Raw genomic sequence first — 25,933 nt, 5'->3', positions numbered from 1 at the left:
GACGATGGAAACGATCATTCTCTTTGCGCCGCTGGTCGGTGCGATCCTTGGTGGCTTCGGCTGGCGGGTGATCGGCGAAAAGGGCGCGATGGTCCTGACCACGGGCCTTCTGTTCCTCGCCGCCGCGCTCAGCTGGATCGTCTTTCTCACGCTGGGCGATCAGACGCAGCACATCCATGTCATGAACTGGATCACCTCGGGCGACCTCGACGTCGCATGGGCGATCCGGATGGACCGGCTGACCGCGATCATGCTGATCGTGGTGACGACGGTCTCCTCGCTCGTGCATCTCTACTCGTGGGGCTACATGGCCCATGACGAGAATTTCGACGAAGGGAAGGGCGAGAATTACAAGGCGCGCTTCTTCGCCTACCTGTCCTTCTTCACCTTCACCATGTTGATGCTGGTGACCTCGGACAACCTGCTGCAGATGTTCTTCGGCTGGGAAGGCGTGGGTCTCGCCTCGTATCTGCTGATCGGCTTCTACTACAAGAAGCCTTCGGCCAATGCGGCGGCGATGAAAGCCTTCATCATGAACCGTATCGGCGATTTCGGCTTCCTGCTCGGGCTGTTCGGTCTGTTCTACATGACCGGTTCGCTGAAGATGGACGACGTCTTCTCTGCGGCCCCGGCCTTGTCCGAAACGAGCCTGGACTTCCTCTGGGGGAACTGGAACGCGGTTGAGCTCTGTGCCTTCCTTCTGTTCATCGGTGCGATGGGCAAATCGGCGCAGCTCTTCCTGCACACATGGTTGCCGGACGCGATGGAAGGCCCGACGCCGGTGTCGGCGCTGATCCACGCCGCGACCATGGTGACCGCGGGTGTGTTCCTCGTCTGCCGGATGTCGCCGGTCTACGAATACGCGCCGCATACGCAGACCTTCATTGTCGTCATCGGTGCCTCGACCGCCTTCTTCGCAGCGACCGTGGGTCTGGTGCAGAACGACATCAAGCGCGTCATCGCCTATTCGACCTGTTCGCAGCTGGGCTACATGTTCGCGGCCGCGGGCGTCGGCGTCTATTCGGTGGCGATGTTCCACCTGCTGACCCACGCCTTCTTCAAGGCGCTGCTGTTCCTTTCGGCGGGCTCGGTGATCACCGCGATGCACCACGAGCAGGACATGCGCAACTACGGTGGCCTTCGCAAAAAGGTGCCGCTGACCTTCTGGGCGATGATCTTCGGCACGCTGGCGATCACCGGTGTCGGCGTTCCCTTCACCCATATCGGTTTCGCAGGCTTCCTGTCGAAAGACGCGATCATCGAGAGCGTCTGGGGCGGCTCGGGTGCTGGCTATGCCTTCTGGCTTCTGGTCATCGCGGCGGCCTTCACGTCCTTCTATTCGTGGCGCCTGATCTTCATGACCTTCTTCGGCAAGCCGCGCGGCGATCATCATGCGCATGATCACGCCAAAGAGAGCCCGTGGGTCATGACGGTGCCGCTGGTCGTACTGTCCTTCGGCGCGATCTTCGCCGGCATGATCTGGTACAACGTCTTCTTCGGCGATCACGCGAAGCTGGTGAAGTTCTTCGGGCTTCCCGCGCATGCCGAGCAGACGGCGGATGCCGGGCACGCGACGAGTGGCGAAGCCGCGCAGTCGGGCGAGGCAAGCCATGCCGCAGGGCAGGGTGAAACGCCGCCGGTGCCGGATCCGAACATGTCCGAACAGCAGGCCGAGGCCGAGCTGATGGACGAGGCCAAGACCTCGCCGAGCGTCGGCGCCTCGACCGCGGTCATCGAGTATCCGGGTGTCGCACCTCAGGGCTCCATCTACATGGGGCAGGAGAACGAGGTGATCGACAAGGCGCACCACGCGCCGGCCTGGGTCAAGGTATCGCCCTTCGTGGCGATGCTGGCCGGGCTGCTTGTCGCCTGGATGTTCTACATCAAGGATGTGAGCCTGCCGCGGCGGATGGCTGAAGCCCAACCCGGGCTCTACAGCTTCCTGCTCAACAAGTGGTATTTCGACGAGCTGTACGAGCGTATCTTCATGCGCCCGGCGCTCTGGTTCGGCTATCAATTCTGGAAGAAAGGGGACGAGGGCTCGATTGACCGGGTCATCGACGGTATGGCCGTTGGCATCGTCCCGACATTCACGAGGTTCCTTAACAGGATGCAATCGGGCTATCTGTTCCACTACGCCTTCGCCATGGTGATCGGGATCGTCGGTCTCATGCTCTGGGTCGTCCTCAACGGGGGGGCGAACTGATGCAACACCTTCTTTCCATCGTCATCTTCACGCCCGCCGTGGCGGCGCTGATCCTCGCGCTGGTTCTGCGTGGCGGCTCGCCCGAGGCTGACCGCAACGCGAAATGGGTGGCGCTGACCGCGACTTCGGTCACTTTCCTGATCTCGCTGTTCCTGCTGGCCGGGTTCGACCCGTCCAACACCGGCTTCCAGTTCATGGAGAAATACTCCTGGATCATGGGCTTTCAGTATCGCGTGGGTGTCGACGGGCTGTCGATCCTCTTCGTGATGCTGACCACGTTCATGATGCCGCTGGTGATCATCGGCAGCTGGAACGTCACCGACCGCGTGAAGGAATACATGATCGCCTTCCTCGTCCTCGAGACGCTGATGGTGGGCACCTTCGTCACGCTCGATCTGGTGCTGTTCTACCTGTTCTTCGAAGCAGGCCTGATCCCGATGTTCCTGATCATCGGCATCTGGGGGGGCAAGCAGCGCGTCTACGCCGCGTTCAAGTTCTTCCTCTATACCTTCTTCGGCTCGGTCTTCATGCTGGTGTCGATCATCTACATCTACTTCCACACCGGAACGACGGACATGCCGGGGCTACTCGTCTACGAGTTCCCATACACACCGGTGGATGTTCTGGGGATATCGATCCCCGGCGGGGTGCAAACGCTGCTGTGGATCGGCTTCTTCATCTCCTTCGCGATCAAGATGCCGCTCTGGCCGGTGCATACCTGGCTTCCCGCAGCGCACGTTCAGGCCCCGACGGCCGGTTCGGTCGTGCTGGCCGCGATCCTGCTGAAACTGGCTGATTACGGCTTCCTGCGCTTCTCGCTGCCGATGTTCCCGGTGGGCAACATCGTGGTGGGCCCCTGGGCGATGTGGCTCGCGGTGATCGCGATCATCTGGACCTCGCTGGTGGCGCTGGTGCAGACCGATATCAAACGCGTCATCGCGTATAGCTCGGTCGCGCACATGGCCTATGTGCTGCTCGGGATCTTCTCGGGGACGCAGCAGGGCATCGAGGGCGGGATCTTCCTCGTCGTCTCGCACGGCTTCGTCTCGGGCGCGCTGTTCCTTCTGGTCGGCGTCATCTACGAACGAATGCACACCCGCGAGATCGACGCCTATGGCGGCCTCGTCAAGCGCATGCCGGCCTATGCGACGATCTTCATGTTCTTCACCATGGCCAATGTGGGGCTGCCGGGTACCGGTAACTTCGTCGGGGAATTCCTGACGCTCGCCGGGACGTTCCAGGTCAACACCTGGGCCGCGATGTTCGCGACCTCCGGCGTGATCCTCTCGGCCGCCTACGCGCTCTGGCTCTATCGCCGGGTCGTCTTCGGCGACCTGATCAAGGAGAGCCTGCGCTCGATCACCGATCTCACCACGCGCGAGAAGTGGATCTTCGCGCCGCTGGTGGCGATGACCCTGATCCTTGGCGTCTACCCCGATCTGGTGACCAACATCATCGGGCCGTCGGTGACGCAACTCGTCCAGAACTATCACGATGCCTTGCCGGACACGTATCTGTCCGACCTGGTCGAACACTGAGGAGCTGAGGGATGACTTCTGCGGATTTCTCGATCGTCCTTCCGGAGTTTTTGCTCGCCGTCTACGCGATGGTGGCCCTGCTCGCGGGTGTGTGGTTCGGCAAGGACAAGCTTGCGCCGACGCTGCTGTGGATCACCTCTGGCGTCATGCTGGTGATCGCGGCCTGGATCGGCCTGGCCGAGGTGGGCTCGCATGAGGCCTTCGGCGGCCTCTTCATCGACGACGCGTTCTCGCGCTTCACCAAGGTGATGATCCTGATCGCGGCCGCGCTGGTGCTCGCGATGGGCACCGATTACATGCAGCGCCGCGGCCTGCTGCGCTTCGAATACCCGATCCTCGCGACGCTGGCCGTCATCGGCATGATGATGATGGTTTCGGCGGGCAACCTCATGTCGCTCTACATGGGGCTCGAGCTGCAATCGCTCGCGCTCTACATCGTGGCCGCGCTGCGCCGCGAGAGCGAGAAGAGCTCGGAAGCGGGTCTGAAGTATTTCGTCCTTGGCGCGCTGTCCTCGGGCATCCTGCTCTACGGCGCTTCGCTGACCTACGGCTTCGCGGGCACCACGCAATTCGCGGGTATCATCGGGGTCGTGCAAGCCGGTCACCTGCCGATCGGCCTGCTGTTCGGCATGGTTTTCCTGATCGCCGGTCTCGCCTTCAAGGTCTCGGCAGTGCCGTTCCACATGTGGACGCCCGACGTCTACGAGGGCTCGCCCACGCCGGTCACCGCCTTCTTCGCAACGGCGCCGAAGATCGCCGCGATGGCGCTGATCGCCCGGCTCGTCTTCGACGCCTTCGGCCAGGTGCCGGCGGAGTGGGGCCAGATCCTCGCGCTGCTCGCGGGCCTGTCGATGGTCTGGGGCTCGGTCGCGGCGATCGGTCAGTCGAACATCAAGCGCCTGATGGCCTATTCCTCGATCACCCATATGGGCTACGTGTTGCTGGGCCTCTCGGCGGGCACGGTCGAGGGTGTGCAGTCGATGCTGACCTACATGGCGATCTACGTGACGATGAATGTCGGCGTCTTCGCCTTCATGCTTTCGATGGAGCGTGACGGCCAGCCGGTGACCGAACTCAAGGCGCTCAATCAATACGCCCGTCAGGCCCCGGTCAAGGCGTTGGCGATGCTGGTGCTGCTGTTCTCGCTCGCCGGTGTGCCGCCGATGCTGGGCTTCTTCGCCAAGTTCGCGGTGCTCGAAGCGGCGCTGCATGCGGGCTATATCTGGCTCGTGCTGCTCGGCGTGATCGCCTCGGTCGTGGCGGCCTTCTACTACCTGCGGATCGTGTTCTACATGTATTTCGGCAAGGAGACGGATCCGCTCGACAATCGGATGCCCGCGATCCAGTGGGGCCTTCTGGTGGTTTCGGCGCTGGCGATGCTGATCGGCATCTTCAACCTCTTCGGCATCGAGGGCGCGGCCCAGGCTGCGGCGGCGGCTCTTGTCAACTGAGCGCGATGACTGGCCCGAGGGCGTGGCGCGACACGTCCTGCCCTCGGTCGATAGCACCATGGATGAAGCGGCCCGGCTAGCGCCGGGCCTCTCCGGTTCAGCCTGGATCTTCGCGCATGAGCAGACCGCCGCGCGCGGCAGGCGCGGACGGACGTGGCGCGCGCCATCCGGCAATTTCTCGGCGACTCTGGTAATGCGGCCCGAAGGCGGGCTGGCTCATGCCGCGCTCTATTCCTTCGTCGCGGCACTCGCGTTGGAGGCCGCGCTCGCGCATGTCGCGGGACCGCATGCGCGGCTGACCATCAAATGGCCCAATGACGTGCTGCTGAACGGCGGCAAAGTCGCGGGCATCCTGCTCGAGAGCCTGCAGGGCGCAGAGACAATCGCGATTGGCATCGGCGTGAACCTCGCAGTGGCCCCCGAGCGGTCCGAGATCGAGCCCGAGGCGATGGCGCCGGTCAGCCTGCTGGGCGAGACCGGGATGCAGATCGCTCCGGTCGACTTCCTGCCGATGCTGGCGCAGGCCTTCGATCATTATGATCGACAGTTCCGCGATTACGGCTTCGACGCGATCCGCAATGCGTGGCTCGCGCGGGCGGCGCGTCTGGGCGAAGAAATCACCGCACGCGTCGGCGGCGAAACCTATCGCGGCACCTTCGAGACGATTGACCAGACCGGCGCGCTGATCCTGACGACGCCCGAGGGCCGCCGTGCCATCTCGGCGGCGGATATCTTTTTCTGAGCGGAAGGGGGGAGCCATGCTTCTCTGCATCGACTGCGGCAACACCAACACCGTCTTCTCGGTCTGGAACGGGACGGATTTCATCGCCACTTGGCGGATGGAAACCAATCACCAGCGAACGGCGGACGAATATTTCCTCTGGCTGTCCGGCATGATGCGCGTGCAGGAGATCGCAGGCGCGATCACCGAGGTCATCATCTCCTCGACCGTGCCGCGGGTGGTCTTCAACCTGCGGGTTCTGTCCAACCGTTACTTCAACTGCCGCCCGTTGGTCGTCGGCAAGCCCGAATGCCGCCTACCGGTGGAGCCCCGCGTCGATCCGGGCACGACCGTCGGGCCGGATCGCCTCGTGAACACGGTTGCGGGCTATGACCGGCATGGCGGCGATATCGTCGTCGTCGATTTCGGTACTGCGACCACTTTCGACGTGGTCGCCTCCGACGGGGCCTATATCGGCGGGGTGATCGCACCCGGCGTCAACCTGTCGCTCGAGGCGTTGCACGCCTCCGCGGCCGCCCTACCTCATGTCGATGTGACGATGCCCGAGAAGGCGATCGGCACCAACACCGTCGCCTGTATCCAATCGGGCGTTTTCTGGGGCTATATCGGCCTCGTCGAAGGCGTCGTGCGCCAAATCCGGCTCGAGCGGGACCGACCGATGAAGGTCATCGCGACCGGCGGTCTGGCAGAGCTGTTCAGCCAGGGGTTCGACCTGTTTGACAGTGTGGAATACGACCTTACCATGCACGGCCTTCGCCTCCTCAACGACTATAACAAGGACCTTCCCGCGTGAGTGACAGACTGATCTACCTCCCCCTCGGCGGTGCCGGCGAAATCGGCATGAACGCCTATGTCTACGGCTACGGCCCAGAGGGGAAAGAGCGGCTGATCGTTGTCGATCTGGGCGTGACTTTCCCGGATATGGACGGCACGCCCGGCGTCGACCTGATCTTCGCCGATCTCGAATGGCTGGAAGCGAATGCCGACCGCATCGACGCGATCTTCATCACCCACGCGCATGAGGACCACATCGGCGCGCTGCCGCATGTCTGGAACAAGCTGCGCAAGCCGGTCTACGCGCGCGCTTTCACCGGTCGGATCGGCCAGCTGAAGCTGGAAGAGGCGGGCATCCCGCCCGAGACGATCCAGATCGTCGAGCCGCGCCCGAAAGTGATCGAGGCTGGCCCGTTCAAGGTGCAATTCGTGCCGATCTCGCATTCGATCCCCGAAAGCTCCGGCCTCATCATCGACACACCTGCGGGCCGCGTCGTGCATACGGGCGATTTCAAGCTCGACGGCAACCCGATCGTCGGCGAGCCCTTCGACCCCGAAATGTGGCACGCCATTGCCAAGGAAGGCGAAGGCGTGAAGGTTCTGGTGAGCGATTCCACCAATGTCTTCTCGCCGCTGCCGGGCCGCTCGGAGGCCACTTTGGCCGAGCCGATCTCGGAACTCATCCGCGCGCAGACCGGCATGGTCGTCGCGACCACCTTCGCCTCGAACGTGGCGCGCCTGAAGACGCTTGCCGAAGCGGGCAAAGCCGCGGGTCGGTCTGTCTGTCTGCTGGGGCGCGCGATGAAGCGCATGGTCTCGGTCGCCGAGGAAACCGGCGTGCTGAAAGGCATGCCCGGCACGATCTCGGCGGAAGAGGCGACCGACGTGCCGCGCCAGAACCTGATGCTGATCGTGACCGGCTCCCAGGGCGAACGACGCGCTGCCTCGGCCCAGCTGAGCCGCGGCAAGTACCTGGGGCTCGAGATGAAGGAGGGGGACACGTTCCTGTTCTCCTCGAAGACGATTCCGGGCAACGAGCGCGGCGTGATCCGGATCATGAACGCCTTCTCCGAGATGGGAGTCGACGTGGTGGACGATCACGGCGGGCTCTATCACGTCTCGGGCCACGCCAACCGCCCCGATCTCGAAGCGGTGCACGAACTGATCGCGCCGAAGATGCTGATCCCGATGCATGGCGAGCATCGCCACCTGCGCGAACATGCGAAGCTGGCCGCGGACAAGGGCATCGCGTCGGAAGTCGCGACGAACGGCACGATGATCGACCTGACCGGCGAGGTGCCGAAAGTCGTCGAATATATCGAAGCGGGCCGCACCTATCTCGACGGTTCGGTGCAGATCGGCGCGATGGACGGCGTGGTGCGCGACCGGATGCGCATGGCGCTGAACGGGCTGTGTCTCGTGACGGTGATCCTCGACGAGCAGGACCAGCCGCTGGGCGAGCCCTGGGTCGAGCTGAACGGCTTGCCGAAACTGGGCCGCTCCGGCGCGCCGCTGGCCGAGACGATCGAGGACGAGATGACCGAATATCTTGAGCGCGCGCCGGTCAAGATCCTGAGCAATGACGACAAGCTGGACGAGGGCCTGCGCCGCATCGCCCGTCAGGTCGCGATGGAAGAGATTGGCAAGAAGCCCGAAGTGATCGTCGTCACGAGCCGTCTGACCGAGTGAGCGCGAGTCCGCGCCGTCAATGGCGCGGACTCGCGAAGGGGTAGGGCATCGCTCCATCCTCAGAGACAAAGAAAAACCCCGCCGGAGGACGCCTCCGGCGGGGATACTTTTACCAATACGAAAGCGTCAGCTGTCCGCGCTGTCCTCGGCGGTCTCTTCGATCGCGCCGGGGCGGAAGGAAACGGTGAGGAAGTCCGGGACGTGGTCGCCCATGCCCACCACTTCGTTCTCACGCTCGCGACGGTTGCGGCCCCCGCGGGAGCGGCGTGCGTTGCCTTCGTCACTACCCTGATCGCGGGGCTGCGATTTCGGCGCGCTCGCGGTCTCCTGGGGCTCGCTGCGAGCCTCTCCGGGTTGAGCCTCGGTCTTGGGAACTTCTTTTTGCTCTTGCGGCGCGGCGATCTGCGGTTGCTGCGTCTCTTCGCTGCGCTCGCGTTTCGAGCCACGCCCGCCGCGATCGCGGCTGCGCCCGCCACGCGAACGACCGCCCTTGGAGTCCTCGCGCTTGCGCGCGGGCTGCTTCGCACCTTCGGACAGCTCGAACCCTTCCGGCGGCTCGGCGCGCGGGATTTCCTGCTCGACGAGGCTTTCGATCTGGCCGAGGAATTTCTCGTCCGAGGGGACCGCGATCGAGATCGCCGTGCCCTTGCGGCCCGCGCGACCGGTGCGGCCGATCCGGTGGACATAGTCCTCGGCATGCATCGGCAGGTCGTAGTTGAACACGTGGCTCACCGAAGGCACGTCGAGGCCGCGCGCGGCGACGTCAGAGGCGATCAGCAGCTTCAGCTTGCCATCGCGGAAACTCTCGAGCGTGCGGGTGCGCTGGCTCTGGTCGAGATCGCCATGGATCGGGGCCGCGTCGAAGCCGTATTTCTGCAGGCTTTTCGCAACGATATCCACGTCGACCTTGCGGTTGCAGAAGACGATCGCATTGGTGCAGGCCTCGCCCTCGGCCTCGATCACCGCGCGCAGCAATTCGCGTTTGGCTTTCGCGGTCTGGTCGCGGCGCGCCGGTTCGATCTCGATCAGCTTCTGGGTGATATTCGCGCCCGTCGTCGCCTGACGCGCCACTTCGATGCGCACCGGCGCATGCAGGAAGGTGTTGGTGATCCGCTCGATCTCGGGCGCCATTGTGGCCGAGAAGAACAGAGTTTGGCGCGTGAAGGGCGTCAGCTGGAAGATGCGTTCGATATCGGGGATGAACCCCATGTCGAGCATCCGGTCGGCCTCGTCCACGACCATGACCTTCACGTCGGTCAGGATCAGCTTGCCGCGCTCGAAATGGTCGAGCAGGCGGCCCGGCGTCGCGATGAGCACGTCGACGCCCTTGTCGATCAGTTTGTCCTGCTCTCCGAACGATACGCCGCCGATCAGCAGCGCGCGGGTGAGCTTGGTGTTCTTGGCGTAGAGGTCGAAGTTCTCGGCGACCTGCGCTGCCAATTCGCGCGTCGGGCACAGCACGAGCGAGCGCGGCATCCGGGCGCGGGCGCGGCCCCGACGCAGCAGCGTCAGCATCGGCAGGGTGAAGCTGGCGGTCTTGCCGGTGCCGGTCTGCGCGATGCCGAGCACGTCCTTGCCCTCGAGTGCGGGCGGAATGGCGCCAGCCTGAATGGGCGTCGGCTCTTCGTAGCCAGCGTCGACAACGGCGGAAAGGACCTTCGGGTCCAGCTTCAGATCGGTGAATTTCGTCATGGGTATCCTTGGTTTACCTTTAATCGCGTCCTGTCGCGACCCGCATCGGGCGGGGCCGCTATCGGGCGCTTGAGGAACCGGGCGCCCAGGAAGAGCCCCGCCGGATTACGGAGCTTGGCTGCGGCGTACCGGATTGCGACGCAAAGGTCAATCTTTTCAGGGCAGGGCCACTAACCGGCGGGCGGGACGCTTCTATGGCAAGGGGCTCTTGCAAAGGGGCACGGAACCTGACCTTCTGAACGGGGTTTGATCCCGAAGTGTGACGAGGGACAGATATGGCAGTCGCGGAATCGGCGGGTCTCGGCCCGGTATTGGCCTTTGCGCTGGTAGGTGTTTGCGGTGTCGGCGCGCAATGGCTGGCATGGCGGATGCGCCTTCCGGCCATCGTGATCATGCTGGTCGCAGGGCTTATTGCGGGTCCAGCGACCGGGCTTTTGAACCCGAGCCGCGACTTCGGTGAGCTGCTGAGCCCGTTGATCGCGCTCGCGGTGGCGGTGATCCTGTTCGAGGGCGGGTTCTCGCTGGATTTCCACCGTCTGGGCGACGCGAAAACCGGGGTCAGGCGGCTTGTCTTCATCGGCGCGCCGCTTGGCTGGTTTCTCTCGGCACTCGCGCTCGTCTGGGGCGCGGGGCTGAGTTGGGAAAGCGCGGCGGTCTTCGGCGGCATCATGGTCGTTACCGGCCCGACGGTGATCGCGCCGCTTCTGCGCACGGCGAAACTTGCCCGCCGCCCCGCACGGTTGCTGCAATGGGAAGCCATCGTGAACGACCCGATCGGCGCGCTGGCGGCGGTTCTGGCCTTCGAGGTGGTGTTCACGCTGCGCTCCAACCTGCCGATGGGCGAGGCGGTCTGGCATCTCGCGCTCGGGATCGGCTTCGCCGCGGCGATCGGCGGCGCGGTCGGCTGGGGCGTCGCGCGCAGCTTCTCGCGCGGATGGGTGCCGGAATTCATGAAAGTCCCGGTGTTGTTCGCGACCCTTTTGGCGACCTTCGCGGTGACCGATTACGTGCTGCATGAAAGCGGGCTGCTCGCAGTGACGGTGATGGGGCTGGTGATCGGAAATGCCGATTTGCCCTCCTACGAGGAGCTGCGCCGGTTCAAGGAGCATGCGACGGTGCTTCTGGTCTCGGGCGTGTTCATCCTGCTCGCCGCGAATATCGAGATCGACCAGCTGGCCGCCCTCGACTGGCACGCGCTGTTGTTCGTCGTGCTGGTGGTGCTGGTCGCCCGCCCGATGACGGTCCTGATTTCGCTGATAGGGACGGGCCTGCCGCGCAACGAGCGCCTGCTGATCGCCTTCACCGGCCCGCGCGGGGTGGTGCTCGTGGCGGTTGCGGGCCTTTTCGGACAGCGTCTGGCCGAGATCGGGGTGGCCGACGGGCTGCGTATCGGGCCGCTGGCCTTCGTACTGGTGCTGCTGACTGTGATCGTGCACGGCTTCACCTTGGCGCCGCTGGCGCGGAAGCTGGGACTGGCCAATGCCGACAAGCCGGGGCTGCTGATCGTGGGCGGCTCGCGCTTCACGTCGGCGCTGGCCGAGACGCTGAACAAGGCCGAGGTGCCTGTGCTTATCACCGATCCGAACCATGCGCACCTGATCAGGCCCCGCGCCAATGGGCTCAAGACTTTCTACGGCGACATTCTGGGCGAGGCGGCGGAGGACAAGGTCGAACTGATGGCCTATTCGACCCTGCTCGCCGCGACCGACAACGACGCCTATAACACGCTCGTCGCGACCGATCTCGCGCCCGAGCTGGGCCGCGACAAGGTCTGGCAGGTGCCGCGCCAGAAGGACGATCGCGAACGCCACGCGCTGCCGACGCAGCTCGGTGGGCGCCGCTTTGGTGAGGGGCGCACGCTCGAGGGGTGGGAGACACTGCTCGCCGAGGGCTGGCGCTTCCGCGTGACCCGGATCACCGAGGAATACACGCTGGCCCAGTGGCGCGAGAAGCGACCCAAGGCGAAGCCCGTGATGGTCGTGGCGAAGAGCGGTGACCTTCGCTTCGTGATCGACCCGGCCGAAATGAAGGTCGAGCCGGGCGGGCGGATCATCTCGCTGCTGCCGCCCGAGGCCTTCGAGGAAGAGACCGCGCAGAAGGCCAAGGCCGGGGAGAAACCCTCGGGCCAGCCGGGCCCCGCCGCGCGGATCCCTTGAGGTTCATTCGATCCGGGCGGTGGCTGATCGACGGGCGATCACCGCGCCGTCGCGGCGCAGCGCGATCTGTCCCGCGTAGGGACCTTTGGGCCAGCCGTCAGGCGGGGTCTTTTTGCCGACATAGCGGAAGAACCGGGCCTTGGGTGCGTCGACCTCGCTGGTCGTACTGATGCTGATCCCATCCGGGCCGGTGATCTCGAAACTGATCGTGTCTCCCGCACGCAGGCCGAAGCCGTAGCCCCAGAAGATGAGGGCGGGTCCGGTTTCGCGGGGCGGCGGCAGGGGGTCGCCGGCGAGGATCGCGTTGAAGCGCGGCGGTGCGGCGGTGAACCCGGTCGCGAGCCAGCCGCTTGGCGTGTAGGGGAAAGGATCGGACCAGAGACTCTGCGATGCGGCAGCCGCGCAGGTGTCCTGCATCTCAGGGGCGAAGGGATCAACGACCGTGCCCTCATGGCGCAGCGACAGATGCAGATGCGGGAATTCCGCCTGACCCGATTGGCCGACGAGGCCGAGCGGGGTGCCCGCCTCGACCCGCGCGCCACGTGCAACGGAAATCGAGCCTTCGCGCAGATGGCAATACTGGGTCTGCCAGCCGCGTCCTAGATCGATGACGATCCCGTTGCCGCATTCCTTGCCCGCGACCGTTCGTCCGCTGACATAAGCCCCGTCGGGCTCTCCATCGCGGGTGGCGACGACCCGGCCCGGGGCGGCGGCGATCACCTTCACGCCCTCCTGCATCTGCGCTTCGGTCAGGAGCGCGAAATCGGTGCCCTTGTGGCCGTCATAGGTCAGCCCGCCGCAACCCGCATCGCGCGCGCCGGGACCGGGGTCGCGGTCGACGTAATTCTGGATGTAGCAATCCTGGCCAAGGGTGCAGTCGACCGGCATTTGCAGCGTCGGCGCGTCAAATAGCAAAGTCCCGGCCATGCAGGGCACGGCCGGGACGAGAAGGCTTATCACTACCGCGCGGAGCACGGCCTAGATCATTCGGCGGTCAGCAGGCGCGGCTTGGAGCCGGAGATCCGCTTTTTGCCCGGTTCCTCGACCTTGATGACGATCTTGTCGTCCTTGATCGAGACCTTGGCGACACCGCCCTTCGTGAGCTTGCCGAAGAGCAGCTCTTCGGCGAGCGGCTTCTTGATATGCTCCTGAATGACCCGGCCCAGCGGACGCGCGCCCATCTTGTCGTCGTAGCCCTTCTCGGCGAGCCAATTTGCGGCGGCCGGGGTGAGCTCGATATGGACGTTGCGGTCGATGAGCTGCGCTTCGAGTTGCAGCACGAACTTGTCGACCACCTGCAAGATCACCTCGCGCGGCAGCGGCGCGAAGCTGACCACCGCGTCCAGACGGTTGCGGAACTCGGGCGTGAAGGTCCGCTCGATCGCGGCCATATCCTCGCCTTCGCGCCGATCGCGCCCGAAGCCGATTGCGGTCTTCGCCTGTTCGGCGGCGCCCGCATTCGAGGTCATGATCAGGATCACGTTGCGGAAGTCGACGGTCCGGCCGTTATGGTCGGTGAGCTTCCCGTGATCCATCACCTGCAGCAGGATATTGTAGACATCCGGGTGGGCCTTTTCGATCTCGTCGAGCAGCAGCACGCAATGCGGGTGCTGGTCGACGCTGTCGGTCAGCATGCCGCCCTGATCGAAGCCGACATAGCCCGGAGGTGCACCGATCAGACGTGAGACCGCGTGCTTCTCCATGTATTCCGACATGTCGAAGCGCATCAGTTCCACGCCGAGCGTATCGGCGAGCTGCTTGGCGACCTCGGTCTTGCCGACACCGGTCGGACCCGCGAAGAGGTAGTTGCCGATCGGCTTCTCCGGCTCGCGCAGACCCGCACGGGCCAGCTTGATCGCGGAGGACAGCGTCTCGATCGCCTTGTCCTGGCCGAACACGACGCGCTTGAGGGACTTCTCGAGATCCTTGAGCACCTCGGCATCGTCCTTCGAGACCGATTTCGGCGGAATCCGCGCGATCTTGGCGACGACCGCCTCGATCTCTTTCGGGCCGATAGTCTTGCGCCGCTTGCTTTCGGCCACGAGATGTTGGGCCGCGCCCGCCTCGTCGATCACGTCGATCGCCTTGTCGGGCAGCTTGCGGTCATGGACATAGCGCGCCGACAGTTCCACCGCCGTCTTGATGGCGTCGTTGGTGTAGCGGATGTCGTGGTGCTTCTCGAAATAAGGCTTCAGCCCCATCAGGATCTTGATGGAATCCGGCACCGAGGGCTCGTTCACGTCGATCTTCTGGAACCGGCGGCTCAGCGCGCGGTCCTTTTCGAAGTGCTGGCGGAACTCCTTGTAGGTGGTAGAGCCCATGGTGCGCAGCTTGCCGCCCTGAAGCGCGGGCTTCAGGAGGTTCGAGGCATCCATGGCACCACCCGAGGTCGCGCCCGCACCGATCACGGTGTGGATCTCATCGATGAAGAGGATCGCGTCGGGATGCTCTTCAAGCTCCTTCACCACGGCCTTCAGGCGCTCTTCGAAGTCACCGCGATAGCGGGTGCCGGCGAGCAGTGCGCCCATATCCAGCGAGTAGATCGTCGAATTGGCGAGAATTTCCGGGGTCTCCCCGCGGGTGATCTTCAGCGCGAGGCCTTCCGCGATCGCGGTCTTGCCCACGCCGGGATCGCCCACCAGAAGCGGGTTGTTCTTGCGGCGGCGGCAGAGGACCTGAATGCAGCGCTCGACCTCATGCTCGCGCCCGATCAGCGGGTCGACATCGCCCTTCTCGGATTTCGCGTTGAGGTTCACGCAGTATTTCTCGAGCGCGGAATCCTTGGCTTCGGCCTGGGTCGCCCCTTCGGCCTTGGCCTCTTCCTCGGCACCCGACACCGGGCGCGTTTCGCCAAACTCCGGATCCTTCGCCACGCCATGCGCGATGAAGTTCACCGCGTCGTAGCGGGTCATGTCCTGCTCTTGCAGGAAGTAGGCGGCGTTGCTTTCGCGCTCGGCGAAGATCGCGACGAGCACATTCGCCCCGGTCACTTCCGAGCGGCCCGAGCTTTGGACATGGATGGCCGCGCGCTGGATCACGCGCTGGAAGGCGGCGGTCGGCACGGCTTCCGAGCCTTCGATTTCGGTCACGAGGGTGGACAGTTCATCATCGATGAACTCCACCAAGGTCTGGCGCAATTCGTCGGTATCGACGGCGCAGGCCTTCATCACCCGCGCGGCGTCCGGCTCGTCGATCAATGCGAGGAGCAGGTGTTCTAGCGTCGCGAGTTCATGCTTTCGGGCATTGGCGAGCGCCAGCGCCCCGTGGATTGCCTGTTCGAGCGTATTGGAAAACGACGGCATTATCTGCTCCTTTCCTCGAAGGGCGGCGCGGGAGGATACCCAGCCTAGTGTTGCCCTATAAGATTAAAGTTCGGTGGAATTCGTCGCGCTTCAAGTCTTTTCATGCCCAAAAACCGATCGGACTCCGATTCGTACGGAAAAAACGATCATTTAGCGGGCGCGACGGTGCAGGGATACCGATGAGGCGCGCAATATCTAGGGGAGTTGCGTTTGACCTCTCCCATATGGGGAGGGTTTTCGCGGGTTCAAGCGCCCTGACGGTTACTTGGGCGACTCGGCGCGGCTTTGCGCGGTGTCGTGCTGCGTGTCCTCGTGGACTGGCGGGCGGCGCGCAGCACTTTGGTGCAGTTCCGCCGCCAGTTCGGCGTCTTCGGGGTCGGTTTTGCCCTTGGATGCGGGCGCCTCGCCGGGGCGCTTGGTGGCTCTCGGTCCCGAGGAAGCATCCCCTCTTTTCTTTGGGGCGTCCTCCTCCTCCTCGTCCTCGTCGCCTTCCTCCTCGAGCTCCGCCTCGGAATGGGCGGCTGGCGAATGTTCCAGCAGCAGCGCGATGATGTCGGTCCGGGTCAGGATGCCGACGAGCCGCCCGCTTTCGGTCACGGGCACGACCCGCGCCTCGCGTCGGGCCAGCCGTTCGAGCAATTGGCCCACCGGCGTGTCGCCCTCGACGGTCTCGATATCGGTATGGAAGATCGCGCGCACCTCGGCTTCGGGCGGGGCGGCGCGGAACCGCAGGGGGCGGCGCAGGATGTCGAATTCCTTGAACAGCTCTTCGAGCGCGTCATGCTGGTCGACCACGCCCAGATAGTATCCCGAATTGTCGACCACCGGCAGGGTGTGGACGTTGAGCGCGGTCATCTTGCGCACGATCTCGGACAGCGGCGCTTCGGGGCTGACGGTCACCGGGTTCTGCGTCATCAGATCGCGCACATGCGTGTCGGCCAGAAGCGACTCGGCGGCGCGGTGTTCGGCCACCGCCATGAGCCGCGCCAGATCGGCGGGGTCCATGTTGGCCGACTGGTTGAACTCGACCAGCAGGTTCGACAGGTCGCGCTGACTGAGCGAGCGGGCCGGGCCGCGCGCACGTCCGACATGGGCCGGGGAATAGGCGAGAGGGCGCGTCGGGTAGGAAATCCCGAAGAGCCGGTTCCAGACCATTGCGAACCCGATCATCAGCACCGTCATCACCGCGATCGGGAAGATCGCGAAATCGAAGCCGAGACGCCGCCCCGCCTCGTGTTCCAAGATCACGAGCAGCGCGATCCCGGCGGCTGGCGGATGCAGTGCGCGCGCGGCCATCATCGCCGCGATCGACCCGCCCACTGCGAGCCCGTCCGCATAGGGTGGAGGGGTCACCATCAGCACCGCGACCGGCACCACGGCGGAGATCATCATCCCCATCATCGCGGACCACGGCTGCGCCAGCGGCGAGTTCGGCAGAACGAACAGGAGAACCGCCATCGAGGCGAAGCTGGACACGAGATAGATCCCGGCCTGTCGTGAATGGGGCAGGGTGGCCACGATGAAGGTCACGACGAGGATCGCCACTCCTGCGCCCACCGCGCCGCGCAGGATGTCGACCGCAGGCCTACGCCCCATGGAGGGGCCGAAGCGGCGCAGCTGGCGGCGGACATTCTTGGGCAGGCGTGAGATCGGCATCGGTTCGCTGGGGTTGAATTCGCGACAGGTATCGCGCCTGCCACGCGCGGATGCAAGCGCGGGGGCGGCGAGAGGCCGGGCGGCGGGAACGCCATCTCAGGGCTAAACGCTCCCCGAAGCCCGTCTGGCATCTTGCCATCAGGCGCGGCGCGTCTATGGTCGGGCGCGAATTCTCAGGCAGGACGAAAAACGGGGAGAGCGCGATGGCCGGACCGATAGACAAGACGCTGCGCGCGGCGAAGACCCATGCAAAAAGCGGAGCTTTCGCGGAGGCCGAGGCGCTCTATCGCGAGGTTCTCGCGCGATTTCCCGGCAACAAGCGCGCGCAGGCCGGGTTGACCGAGATCTCGCAATCGCGCGCGAGCCGCCCGGTGAACCCGCCGCGCCCGGTGATCGACCAGCTCTTCGGCCTGAAGAAGGCGGGCCGCGATCGCGAGGCCGCCGAAGCCGCCGCCCGTGTCCTCAAGCAATTCCCGCGCGCCCCCGCCGCGATGGAAGTGCGGGCCGCGGCGCTCTCGAGCCTAGGCGATCACGAGGGGGCCGCGGCGCTCTATCGCGAACTGGTAGGTATGTTTCCCGACGCCCCCGATGCCCACGGCAGCTACGGCAACGAGTTGATGGCGCTGGATCGCGACGCCGAGGCCGTGGCCGAATACGAGCGCGTTCTGGAATTGCGGCCCGGCGATCCGGTCTCGCTCAACAATATCGGCAATGCCAAGCGCCGGGCGGGCGAGCGCAAGGAGGCGCTCGCGATGTATCGCGCCGCCTACGAGGCCGCCCCCGATTTCGTCGAGGCACAGCTCAACCTCGGCAACCTTCTCGCACAAAGCGGTAAAGCGCAGGAGGGTGAGCGCCATCTGGCAGAAGTGCTCGAGAAACTCCCCGACAATTGCCCTGCTTTGAAGACCATGGGCGACGTACGGCGTGATCTCGGCGACAAGGAAGGCGCAATCGCCAATTATAAACGCGCGCTTGAGATCAATCCCGATCATGGCGAGGCGCTGGCTGCGCTCGTCATGGCGACGCGGATCGCTGAGGGCGATCCTGCCTTCGAGCGTCTCGAAACCTTGCTCAAGGCCTCTCACTTTCAGGAGAAAGAGCGCGTCGCGTTCGAATTCGCTCTGGGCAAGGCCTATGAGGATATCGGCGAGACCGACAAATCCTTCACTTACTACGCACGCGGCAATGCGCGGCGCAAGAAGCTGTTGGGCTACACCATCGAACAGGACGAAAAGCTGTTCGCGCAGATCAAGCAAGCCTTCCCGGCCGTGCCTGCCCCCATCGCCGAGTCGCCGCAAGAGGGGCCCGAACCGATCTTCATCGTGGGGCTGCCGCGCTCTGGCACGACCCTGACCGAACAGATCGTGAGCGCCCATCCGATGGTTGCGCCGGGGGGCGAGTTGAACGAACTCGACAGTGCCCTGTTCGCGATCGACTGGTCGAACCCCGAGGAACTCCGGGCCAAAGCCGACGATATCCGCGCAGAATATCGTGAGGTTCTACACGAGCACGCCAAAGGCGCGCCTTTCGTGACCGACAAGATGCCGCTCAACTTCCGCTGGGTCGGGGCGATCCGGGCGCTGTTCCCCAAGGCAAAGATCATCCATCTTCAGCGCGACCCGCGCGCGGTGATCTGGTCGATCTATCGGTTGAATTTCGGCTCCGATGGCAACGCCTACGCGCATAGCCTCGACGATCTGGTGGCTTATCGGGCGTTGCATCAGGACCTGATGGCGCATTGGAAATCGCTCTTCGCCGAGACGATTTACGACCTGAACTACGAGCGTCTGGTGGAAGATCCGGAGGCCGAAATTCGCGCGCTGCTCGACTATCTCGAATTGCCCTTCGACGAGGCTTGCCTTCGCCCGCAGGACAACAAGCGCATCGCCCGCACCGCATCGCGCGATCAGGTGGTCAAACCGATCTACAAGGGCAGTTCTCAGGCGTGGGAGAAATACGCCCCGTATCTGGAGGCGGCATTCGCGAAGCTCGACTGATGTTCGGTCTTCGGCCTAACTGCGCCCGCTCCTCTGCGGGCGCATTTCGCTGAGCGTTCCGTTCGGACGGTCTTCGTTCCCGTTTGTCGGCGCCCCTCCCGGTGGCGCTGCTGCCGTGCTTGTCATCGCGCGGCGGCTCGCTATGGTCGGGTCGATTTCGCGAAGGAGAGCCGATGGCCGGGTCCGTTGACAAGATGCTGCTCGCCGCACGTGGCCATGCCAAGCGCGGGGAATACCGGCAGGCCGAGGCGCTTTACCGTGACGTGCTCGGCCGTTTTCCGGGCAACAAGCGCGCCAAGGCGGGGCTAGAAGCGCTCGCGCAGGTCAGCAAGGCGATACCGGCCGCGGGGCCGCCACGAGCGCTGCTGCAGCAGTTGATGGGGTTGATGCAGACGGGGCGCAACCGCGAGCTCGTCCAGCAGACGAAACGGGCGCTGACAGAGTTTCCGGAGGCCATCCTCTTGCTCGAATTAAAAGCTGCGGGGGAGGGGGCCCTGGGCGATCACGACGCTGCAGCCGAGACCTATCGCCGCCTGATCTCCCTGCGGCCCGATCACGCCGACACCCACGGCAACCTGGGCAATGAACTGATGGAGCTGGGGCGCCATGAAGACGCGATCGCGTCGTTCGACCGCGTATTGGCGCTGCGCCCGGGTGACCCCGTGGCGCTGAACAATCAGGGCAATGCCTTCCTCGCGCTCGGCCGCGAGATCGAGGCGCGCAAACGGTTCGAGGCGGCGCTGGAGGCCGTAGCGGACGATAAGCTCACTGGCGATGCGATGTCTGGGGCCGCACAAGCGCGGTCGCCCGACCCGCGCCATGTCTTCGCGTTGAACAACCTTGGCAACATTCTACTCGCCGAAGGCGACATCGCCGGGGCACGGACGCGGTTCGAGGCGGCGCTCGGGTCCGATCCGAGCTATGCCGAGGCGTGGTGGAATCTCTCTCGCCTGCATGGCTTCGCGCCGGACGATCCACTGCTTTCGCAACTCGAGGCGCAGGTCGCGGCGGAGGCGCATTCCGAGCATGACCTGATGCTGCTCGAATTCGCGCTCGCCAAGGCGATGCACGATGTGGGCGGGACGGAGCGGGCCTTCGCGCTCTGGCAGTCGGCCAATGCGCGGCGCAAGGCTGAACTGGGCTATGACATCGCGCAGGATCGCAAGCTCTTTGCGCAGTTGCGCAAGCGTTTTGCCGTGCCCCATCCGCCAATCCCTGAGACAGAGACCGACAAGGCCGCACCGGTGCCGATCTTCCTGCTGGGCCTTCCGCGCTCGGGCACGACGCTGGTCGAGCAGATCGTCACCCAGCACAGTCAGGTCGCGCCCGGAGATGAGATCGCCACGCTCGATCGCGAGATGAGTGCGCTCGACTGGAGCGACCCGGAGGCGCTTAGCCGGGAGGCGGGGCGGATACGTTCCGCCTATTACGAGACGCTCACCAGACTGGCCGGTGGCAAGCCGTTCGTGACCGACAAGATGCCGCTCAATTTCCGCTGGATCGGAGCGATCCGGGCGCTGTTTCCGCGCGCATTAATCGTGCATGTCCATCGCGATCCGCGCGCGACGCTCTGGTCGATCTATCGCAACTTCTTTTCCAGCACGGGCAATGGCTACGCACATGATCTGGACGATCTCGTGGCCTATCACGGGCTCTATCGCGATCTGATGGCGCATTGGGCGGTGCAGCCCGGGGCGGTCGTCGATTGCGACTACGAGGCGCTGACGGAAGCCCCCGAGGCGCGCAGCCGCGCGCTGATCGATGCGCTCGGGCTGCGCTGGGAAGACGCCTGCCTGCGCCCGCAGGACAACGCCCGCACGGTCGCGACGACATCGGACACGCAGGTGCGCAAGCCCATCTACAAGGGCAGTTCGCAGGCATGGGAGAAATATGCGCCCTATCTGGAGGCCGCTTTCGCGAAGCTAGACTAAGCGCGGGCTTGTGGCGTGAGGAAGGCTCGCTAAGCTGACCGCACCCAACGGAAAGTTCCGCCATGCCCGAACTCTCACATATGCTCGCTTTCGGTGCCGTGGCGCTTGCGATGGTGCTGAGCCCCGGTCCGAACATGATCTATCTCGTCTCACGCACGATCTGCCAAGGGCGGCGCGCGGGGCTGATCTCGCTGGGCGGGGTGGCATTGGGGTTCGTCTTTTACATGCTCTGTGCCGCCTTCGGGATCACCGCAGTCGTTCTTGCCGTGCCTTATGCCTATGACGCGCTGCGGATTGCCGGGGCGCTCTATCTGTTCTGGCTGGCATGGCGGGCCGTGCGACCGGGCGGGCGCTCTGCCTTCGAGACGCGCGAGTTGCCGGTCGACGGGCCGCGCAAGCTGTTCTTGATGGGGTTCGTCACGAACCTGCTCAATCCCAAGATCGCGGTGATGTATCTGTCGCTGCTGCCGCAATTCATCGACCCCGCAGCCGGATCGGTGCTGGCGCGATCTCTGGCGCTTGGCGCGGTGCAGATCGTGATCTCGGTGAGCGTGAATGTCGCCATCGTGATCGGCGCAGGCGCAATGGCCCGGTTCCTCGCGACGCGCCCGCTCTGGATGCGGGTGCAATGCTGGGCGATGGGGACGGTGCTCGCCGCGTTGGCGCTGAGCGTGTTGCGCGATGCGCGGCGGTGAGGTTCAGAACCGGTCCTTGCGGGCGCGGGCTTCGGTGAAAACCTCGACGGGTGACGCGCTCTCGGGCAGGCCGAGCGCGTCGCGCAGTTGCGGATCGGTGCCGCGCAGGAACGGGTTGGTGGTCTTCTCGAGTGCCAGTTCGACCGGAACCGTGGGCCGGGACTGGGCGCGGGTGGCGCGAACATCTTCCATCCGCGCAAGAAGGTTCGGATTCTCCGGCTCGATCGAGAGCGCAAAGCGACCGTTCGTCTCGGTATATTCGTGCCCCGAACAGACCAGTGTATCGTCGGGCAGTTCGCAGAACCGGCTCAGCGTGTCGAACATCTGTTGCGCCGAGCCTTCGAAGAGCCTTCCGCAGCCCCAGCTCATCAGGCTGTCGCCGGAGAACAGCAGGCCGCCTTCGGGGAAGTAATATGAGATATGGCCGACCGTGTGGCCGTCAGCGGCAAGAATTTCGACATGCTCCATCCCGATCGCGAGTTTCTCGCCCGGCGAGACCTCCTGATCGAGCTTGGGCAGGCGATGCGCATCCGCCTTGGCCCCGACGATTTTCGCCCCCGTCGCCGCCGACAACGCCTGAACGCCGTCGATGTGATCGGCGTGGTGATGTGTCAGCAGGATGAGATTCGCTTTCCAGCCCCGTTCGTTCAGCGCCTTCAGGATCGGAGGCGCTTCTGGAACGTCGATCACGGTGGTTGTGTCCGTCGCCGCCTCATGCACGACATAGGCATAGTTGTCGGAGAGGCAGGGAATGATGAGAAGCTCAACGGCCATGGTGTTTTCTACCGCTTTGATTATCTTGGAACATAGCTAAGCCGAAGGAAGCGAAAGGCGCAATGCATCTCGACGTACTCGACCTGCGGAATTTCTACTACCGGACGCAGCTAGGCCGCGCGGCGCAGCGGGCAATCCGGGACCGGGTTGTTTCGATGTGGCCCGCGACGGGGCCGCAGATGGCGGGGCTCACGGTGGCGGGCTACGGCTTCGCGGTACCGCTGCTGCGTCCTTACCTGGAGCCCGCGCGCCGGGTGATCGGCTTGATGCCGGCAGAGCAGGGCGTGATGCCGTGGCCAGCGGGCATGCCCAATGTCTCTGTCCTGTGCGACGAGGCGCGCTGGCCGCTGGAGACGGGCCGGGTGGATCGGCTGATCGTGATGCATGGGCTGGAGACCTCGGACAATTCCGAGGCCCTGATGCAGGAATGCTGGCGGGTGCTGGGCCCGGGGGGCAGGGCGATGTTCATCGTTCCGAACCGGGCCGGGCTCTGGGCGCCGCGCGAAGCCACGCCCTTCGGCTTCGGCAAGCCCTACACTCTGGGGCAGCTCGACCAGCTCGCGCGCCGTTCCGGCTTCGTGCCCGAACGTCATACCGGTGCGCTCTATATCCCGCCGAGCCATCGCCGCTTCTGGCTGCGCTCGGCCGCTATGTGGGAACGCGTGGGCACCAAGGCCGCCGGCGTGCTGGCCGCCGGGGTGGTGATGCTCGAGGTCTCCAAGCAAGTCCATGCGCGCCGCGATTCAGGTCTGGGCGCGCGCGTGCGCAAGCCGCTTTCGATTCTCGAAGGGGCGGTGAAGCCGGCGACGGACCCGGTTTGAGCCAGAGTTAACGCCTCGCGCGCGGCAGAACGTCGCCGCGCAGCACTCAGGTTCGCGTACCGCCCCGGGGCGCAACTCTCGGTCGTCCGCCGCAGGTGCGGAATAATTATCCGACAACCAACGCGCATTGAGGTGAATCACTTCCGCACAGCGATCCATGACCGAGCGCTCCAAATTCCTGTTAGCGCCCACAAAATCCTCCTCTTCCTGTCACCTTCCCGCGACGAAGGGCATATTGGGGGGCTTCTGCTCACATTCTCGTGCTCAAGACGGTTGCGAGGGGGGGATTGCTCTGCTAGTGACCTCCCCGATAAGCGGCGCGGAGGGCATGTCTCAAGCGCGCCGGGGGAGCGCCCCAAGGCCTGTTCCGGGTCGGGGCAAAAAAGCATCGGAAGGGTGGACGTGTCCGAACCAGCTTCGATTTCCGCAAGCATCGCCGGCCGCTATGCGCTGGCCATTTTTGAACTCTCGCGCGAAGAAAATGCCCTCGCCGCGCTCGAAGCCGATGTCTCCGCGCTGTCGGAGGCGCTGGCGGGCTCTGCCGAGCTGCGTGAGGTGATCGCATCGCCGGTCTACACGCGCGACCAGCAGGCAGCCGCGATTGGCGCTCTGGCGGGGAAAATGGGTCTCTCGGACCCGATGTCTAATGGCCTGCAGCTGATGGGTGCCAAGCGTCGCCTCTTCGTGCTGCCGCAGCTTCTCAAGGCGCTGTCGGACCTGATCGCGGACGAGAAGGGCGAAGTGACCGCCGATGTCACCTCGGCCAACGAGCTCAGCGCCGCGCAGGCCAAGAAACTCGCCGAAGTGCTGAAGAACCAGACGGGCAAGACCGTCAAACTGAACACCGCCGTCGATGAAAGCCTCATCGGTGGCATGATCGTAAAGCTGGGCTCGCGGATGGTCGACACGTCGATCCGTTCGAAGCTCGCTTCTCTCAAGAACGCCATGAAAGAGGTCGGATAAATGGGCATCCAAGCAGCTGAGATTTCTGCGATCCTCAAGGAGCAGATCAAGAATTTCGGGCAGGACGCCCAAGTGGCCGAAGTCGGTCGCGTGCTGTCGGTTGGCGACGGTATCGCGCGCGTCTACGGGCTCGACAACGTCCAGGCCGGCGAGATGGTTGAATTCCCCGGTGGTATCCGCGGGATGGCACTGAACCTCGAAACCGACAACGTCGGCGTCGTGATCTTCGGTTCGGACCAGGACATCAAAGAAGGCGACACCGTCAAGCGCACGAACTCCATCGTGGACGTGCCGGTCGGTGAAGCGCTGCTCGGCCGCGTGGTCGACGGTCTCGGCAACGCTCTCGACGGCAAAGGCGCCATCGAAGCGAAAGAGCGTCGCGTCGCCGACGTGAAAGCTCCGGGCATCATCCCGCGTAAATCGGTTCACGAGCCGATGGCGACCGGCCTCAAGTCGGTTGACGCGATGATCCCGATCGGCCGTGGCCAGCGTGAGCTGATCATTGGCGACCGTCAGACCGGTAAGACCGCAATCGCGCTCGACACCATTCTGAACCAGAAGTCGTACAACGACGCCGATCCGTCCAACAAGCTGCACTGCTTCTACGTCGCGATCGGCCAGAAGCGCTCGACCGTGGCGCAGCTGGTGAAGAAGCTCGAAGAGACCGGTGCGATCGAATACACCACCGTGATCGCCGCGACCGCGTCGGACCCCGCGCCGATGCAGTACCTCGCGCCCTACACCGCGACCGCGATGGCCGAATATTTCCGCGACAACGGCATGCACGCGCTGATCATCTATGATGACCTCTCGAAGCAGGCTGTCGCCTATCGTCAGATGTCGCTGCTGCTGCGTCGTCCGCCGGGCCGCGAAGCTTACCCGGGCGACGTGTTCTACCTGCACTCCCGCCTGCTGGAGCGTTCGGCGAAGCTGAACGAAGACTTCGGCGCCGGTTCGCTGACCGCTCTGCCGGTCATCGAAACCCAGGGCGGCGACGTGTCGGCCTTCATCCCGACCAACGTGATCTCGATCACCGACGGTCAGATCTTCCTCGAGACGGAACTGTTCTACCAAGGTATCCGTCCCGCCGTGAACACCGGTCTGTCGGTGTCGCGCGTCGGCTCGTCGGCTCAGACGAACTCGATGAAGACCGTTGCAGGCCCGGTTAAGCTGGAACTTGCACAGTATCGCGAAATGGCGGCCTTCGCTCAGTTCGGCTCGGATCTCGACGCCGCAACCCAGAAGCTGCTGAACCGTGGTGCGCGCCTGACCGAGCTGATGAAGCAGCCGCAGTATTCGCCGCTCACCAACGCGGAAATCGTTGCGGTCATCTTCGCGGGGACCAACGGCTATCTCGATAACATCCCGGTGTCCGAGGTTGGCAAGTTCGAACAGGGTCTGCTGGATTACCTGCGCAACTCGCGCAAGGACATCCTCGACTGGCTGACGAACGAGGATCCGAAGATCAAGGGTGACGCGGCCGACAAGCTGAAAGCCGCTATCGACGAATTCGCCAAGACCTACGCGTGATTGGCCTGAAAGGACA

Annotated in this window: 18 protein-coding genes; 13 read left to right on the top strand and 5 right to left on the bottom strand. The window is 64.4% G+C overall.

Annotation, left to right across the window (positions count from 1 at the left end; genetic code table 11):
- Window positions 1–4: 4 nt before the first annotated feature.
- Genes nuoL through B6V72_RS12620 form a run of 6 tightly spaced genes read left to right on the top strand, consistent with a single transcriptional unit; the run spans window position 5 to window position 8,400 of the window.
- Entirely contained in the window at window positions 5–2,206 is a 2,202-nt protein-coding gene (nuoL, locus tag B6V72_RS12645; RefSeq protein WP_088735724.1) for an NADH-quinone oxidoreductase subunit L, read from the top strand.
- Window positions 2,206–3,744 carry an NADH-quinone oxidoreductase subunit M gene (locus B6V72_RS12640; RefSeq protein ID WP_075774487.1) on the top strand — a complete coding sequence of 513 codons (1,539 nt, stop codon included), beginning with the start codon at window positions 2,206–2,208 and terminating at the stop codon, window positions 3,742–3,744. Before nuoL ends, B6V72_RS12640 begins: the two co-directional genes overlap by 1 nt.
- Window positions 3,745–3,755: 11 nt before the next feature.
- Window positions 3,756–5,195, top strand: a complete 1,440-nt coding sequence (nuoN, locus tag B6V72_RS12635) for an NADH-quinone oxidoreductase subunit NuoN (RefSeq protein ID WP_075774488.1) — start codon at window positions 3,756–3,758, stop codon at window positions 5,193–5,195.
- The gene (locus tag B6V72_RS12630) at window positions 5,185–5,937 is read left to right on the top strand and encodes a biotin--[acetyl-CoA-carboxylase] ligase (protein WP_276206171.1); all 753 of its coding nucleotides are present in this window, start codon (window positions 5,185–5,187) and stop codon (window positions 5,935–5,937) included. Before nuoN ends, B6V72_RS12630 begins: the two co-directional genes overlap by 11 nt.
- Window positions 5,938–5,953: 16 nt before the next feature.
- Window positions 5,954–6,730 carry a type III pantothenate kinase gene (locus B6V72_RS12625; protein ID WP_075774490.1) on the top strand — a complete coding sequence of 259 codons (777 nt, stop codon included), beginning with the start codon at window positions 5,954–5,956 and terminating at the stop codon, window positions 6,728–6,730.
- A gap of 47 nt (window positions 6,731–6,777) precedes the next feature.
- The gene (locus B6V72_RS12620; protein ID WP_077701370.1) at window positions 6,778–8,400 is read left to right on the top strand and encodes a ribonuclease J; all 1,623 of its coding nucleotides are present in this window, start codon (window positions 6,778–6,780) and stop codon (window positions 8,398–8,400) included.
- A 126-nt stretch (window positions 8,401–8,526) separates the two neighbouring features.
- Here the strand turns inward: B6V72_RS12620 and B6V72_RS12615 are convergent, their stop codons facing one another.
- Window positions 8,527–10,092: a DEAD/DEAH box helicase gene (locus B6V72_RS12615; protein WP_088735722.1), complete on the bottom strand. Its 1,566-nt coding sequence runs from the start codon at window positions 10,090–10,092 to the stop codon at window positions 8,527–8,529.
- A gap of 275 nt (window positions 10,093–10,367) precedes the next feature.
- Here B6V72_RS12615 and B6V72_RS12610 point away from each other — a divergent pair, with 275 nt between their 5' ends.
- Window positions 10,368–12,248 (top strand): cation:proton antiporter, encoded by a 1,881-nt coding sequence (locus tag B6V72_RS12610; RefSeq protein WP_088735721.1) that lies wholly within the window; start codon window positions 10,368–10,370, stop codon window positions 12,246–12,248.
- A gap of 3 nt (window positions 12,249–12,251) precedes the next feature.
- On the opposite strand, the gene B6V72_RS12605 is transcribed toward B6V72_RS12610, so the two are convergent.
- The 3 genes from B6V72_RS12605 to B6V72_RS12595 all read right to left on the bottom strand — a co-directional run bounded on the left by B6V72_RS12605 (window position 12,252) and on the right by B6V72_RS12595 (window position 17,206).
- Window positions 12,252–13,175 carry a M23 family metallopeptidase gene (locus B6V72_RS12605; RefSeq protein WP_088735720.1) on the bottom strand — a complete coding sequence of 308 codons (924 nt, stop codon included), beginning with the start codon at window positions 13,173–13,175 and terminating at the stop codon, window positions 12,252–12,254.
- Window positions 13,176–13,231: 56 nt separating this feature from the next.
- On the bottom strand, window positions 13,232–15,550 hold the full coding sequence (gene clpA, locus B6V72_RS12600; RefSeq protein ID WP_088718894.1) for an ATP-dependent Clp protease ATP-binding subunit ClpA: 2,319 nt from the start codon (window positions 15,548–15,550) through the stop codon (window positions 13,232–13,234).
- A 261-nt stretch (window positions 15,551–15,811) separates the two neighbouring features.
- Entirely contained in the window at window positions 15,812–17,206 is a 1,395-nt protein-coding gene (locus B6V72_RS12595; protein ID WP_088735719.1) for an HPP family protein, read from the bottom strand.
- 203 nt (window positions 17,207–17,409) lie between these two features.
- Between B6V72_RS12595 and B6V72_RS12590 the strand changes: the two genes are divergently transcribed.
- The 3 genes from B6V72_RS12590 to B6V72_RS12580 all read left to right on the top strand — a co-directional run bounded on the left by B6V72_RS12590 (window position 17,410) and on the right by B6V72_RS12580 (window position 21,829).
- Complete coding sequence (locus B6V72_RS12590) at window positions 17,410–19,203, top strand: sulfotransferase (RefSeq protein ID WP_168173049.1); 1,794 nt, start codon at window positions 17,410–17,412, stop codon at window positions 19,201–19,203.
- Window positions 19,204–19,376: 173 nt separating this feature from the next.
- Window positions 19,377–21,134 (top strand): tetratricopeptide repeat-containing sulfotransferase family protein, encoded by a 1,758-nt coding sequence (locus B6V72_RS12585; protein WP_088735717.1) that lies wholly within the window; start codon window positions 19,377–19,379, stop codon window positions 21,132–21,134.
- A gap of 62 nt (window positions 21,135–21,196) precedes the next feature.
- Complete coding sequence (locus B6V72_RS12580) at window positions 21,197–21,829, top strand: LysE family translocator (RefSeq protein ID WP_088735716.1); 633 nt, start codon at window positions 21,197–21,199, stop codon at window positions 21,827–21,829.
- Window positions 21,830–21,832: 3 nt separating this feature from the next.
- On the opposite strand, the gene gloB is transcribed toward B6V72_RS12580, so the two are convergent.
- Window positions 21,833–22,603, bottom strand: coding sequence for a hydroxyacylglutathione hydrolase (gloB, locus tag B6V72_RS12575; protein WP_088735715.1), 771 nt, complete (start codon window positions 22,601–22,603; stop codon window positions 21,833–21,835).
- 62 nt (window positions 22,604–22,665) lie between these two features.
- Here gloB and B6V72_RS12570 point away from each other — a divergent pair, with 62 nt between their 5' ends.
- The 3 genes from B6V72_RS12570 (at window position 22,666) to atpA (ending at window position 25,917) form a co-directional block, all read left to right on the top strand.
- The gene (locus B6V72_RS12570; RefSeq protein WP_075774501.1) at window positions 22,666–23,424 is read left to right on the top strand and encodes a methyltransferase domain-containing protein; all 759 of its coding nucleotides are present in this window, start codon (window positions 22,666–22,668) and stop codon (window positions 23,422–23,424) included.
- A gap of 402 nt (window positions 23,425–23,826) precedes the next feature.
- On the top strand, window positions 23,827–24,387 hold the full coding sequence (locus tag B6V72_RS12565) for a F0F1 ATP synthase subunit delta (RefSeq protein ID WP_075774730.1): 561 nt from the start codon (window positions 23,827–23,829) through the stop codon (window positions 24,385–24,387).
- Complete coding sequence (gene atpA, locus B6V72_RS12560; RefSeq protein ID WP_075774502.1) at window positions 24,388–25,917, top strand: F0F1 ATP synthase subunit alpha; 1,530 nt, start codon at window positions 24,388–24,390, stop codon at window positions 25,915–25,917. It begins immediately after the preceding gene.
- Window positions 25,918–25,933: the final 16 nt, after the last annotated feature.

Origin of the sequence: Thioclava sp. F34-6 (genome assembly GCF_002213235.1) — a bacterium.
Taxonomy (GTDB): Bacteria; Pseudomonadota; Alphaproteobacteria; order Rhodobacterales; family Rhodobacteraceae; genus Thioclava; species Thioclava nitratireducens.
The sequence above is the reverse complement of the archived record's forward strand: the minus strand, read 5'-3'. Positions and strand labels throughout refer to the sequence as shown.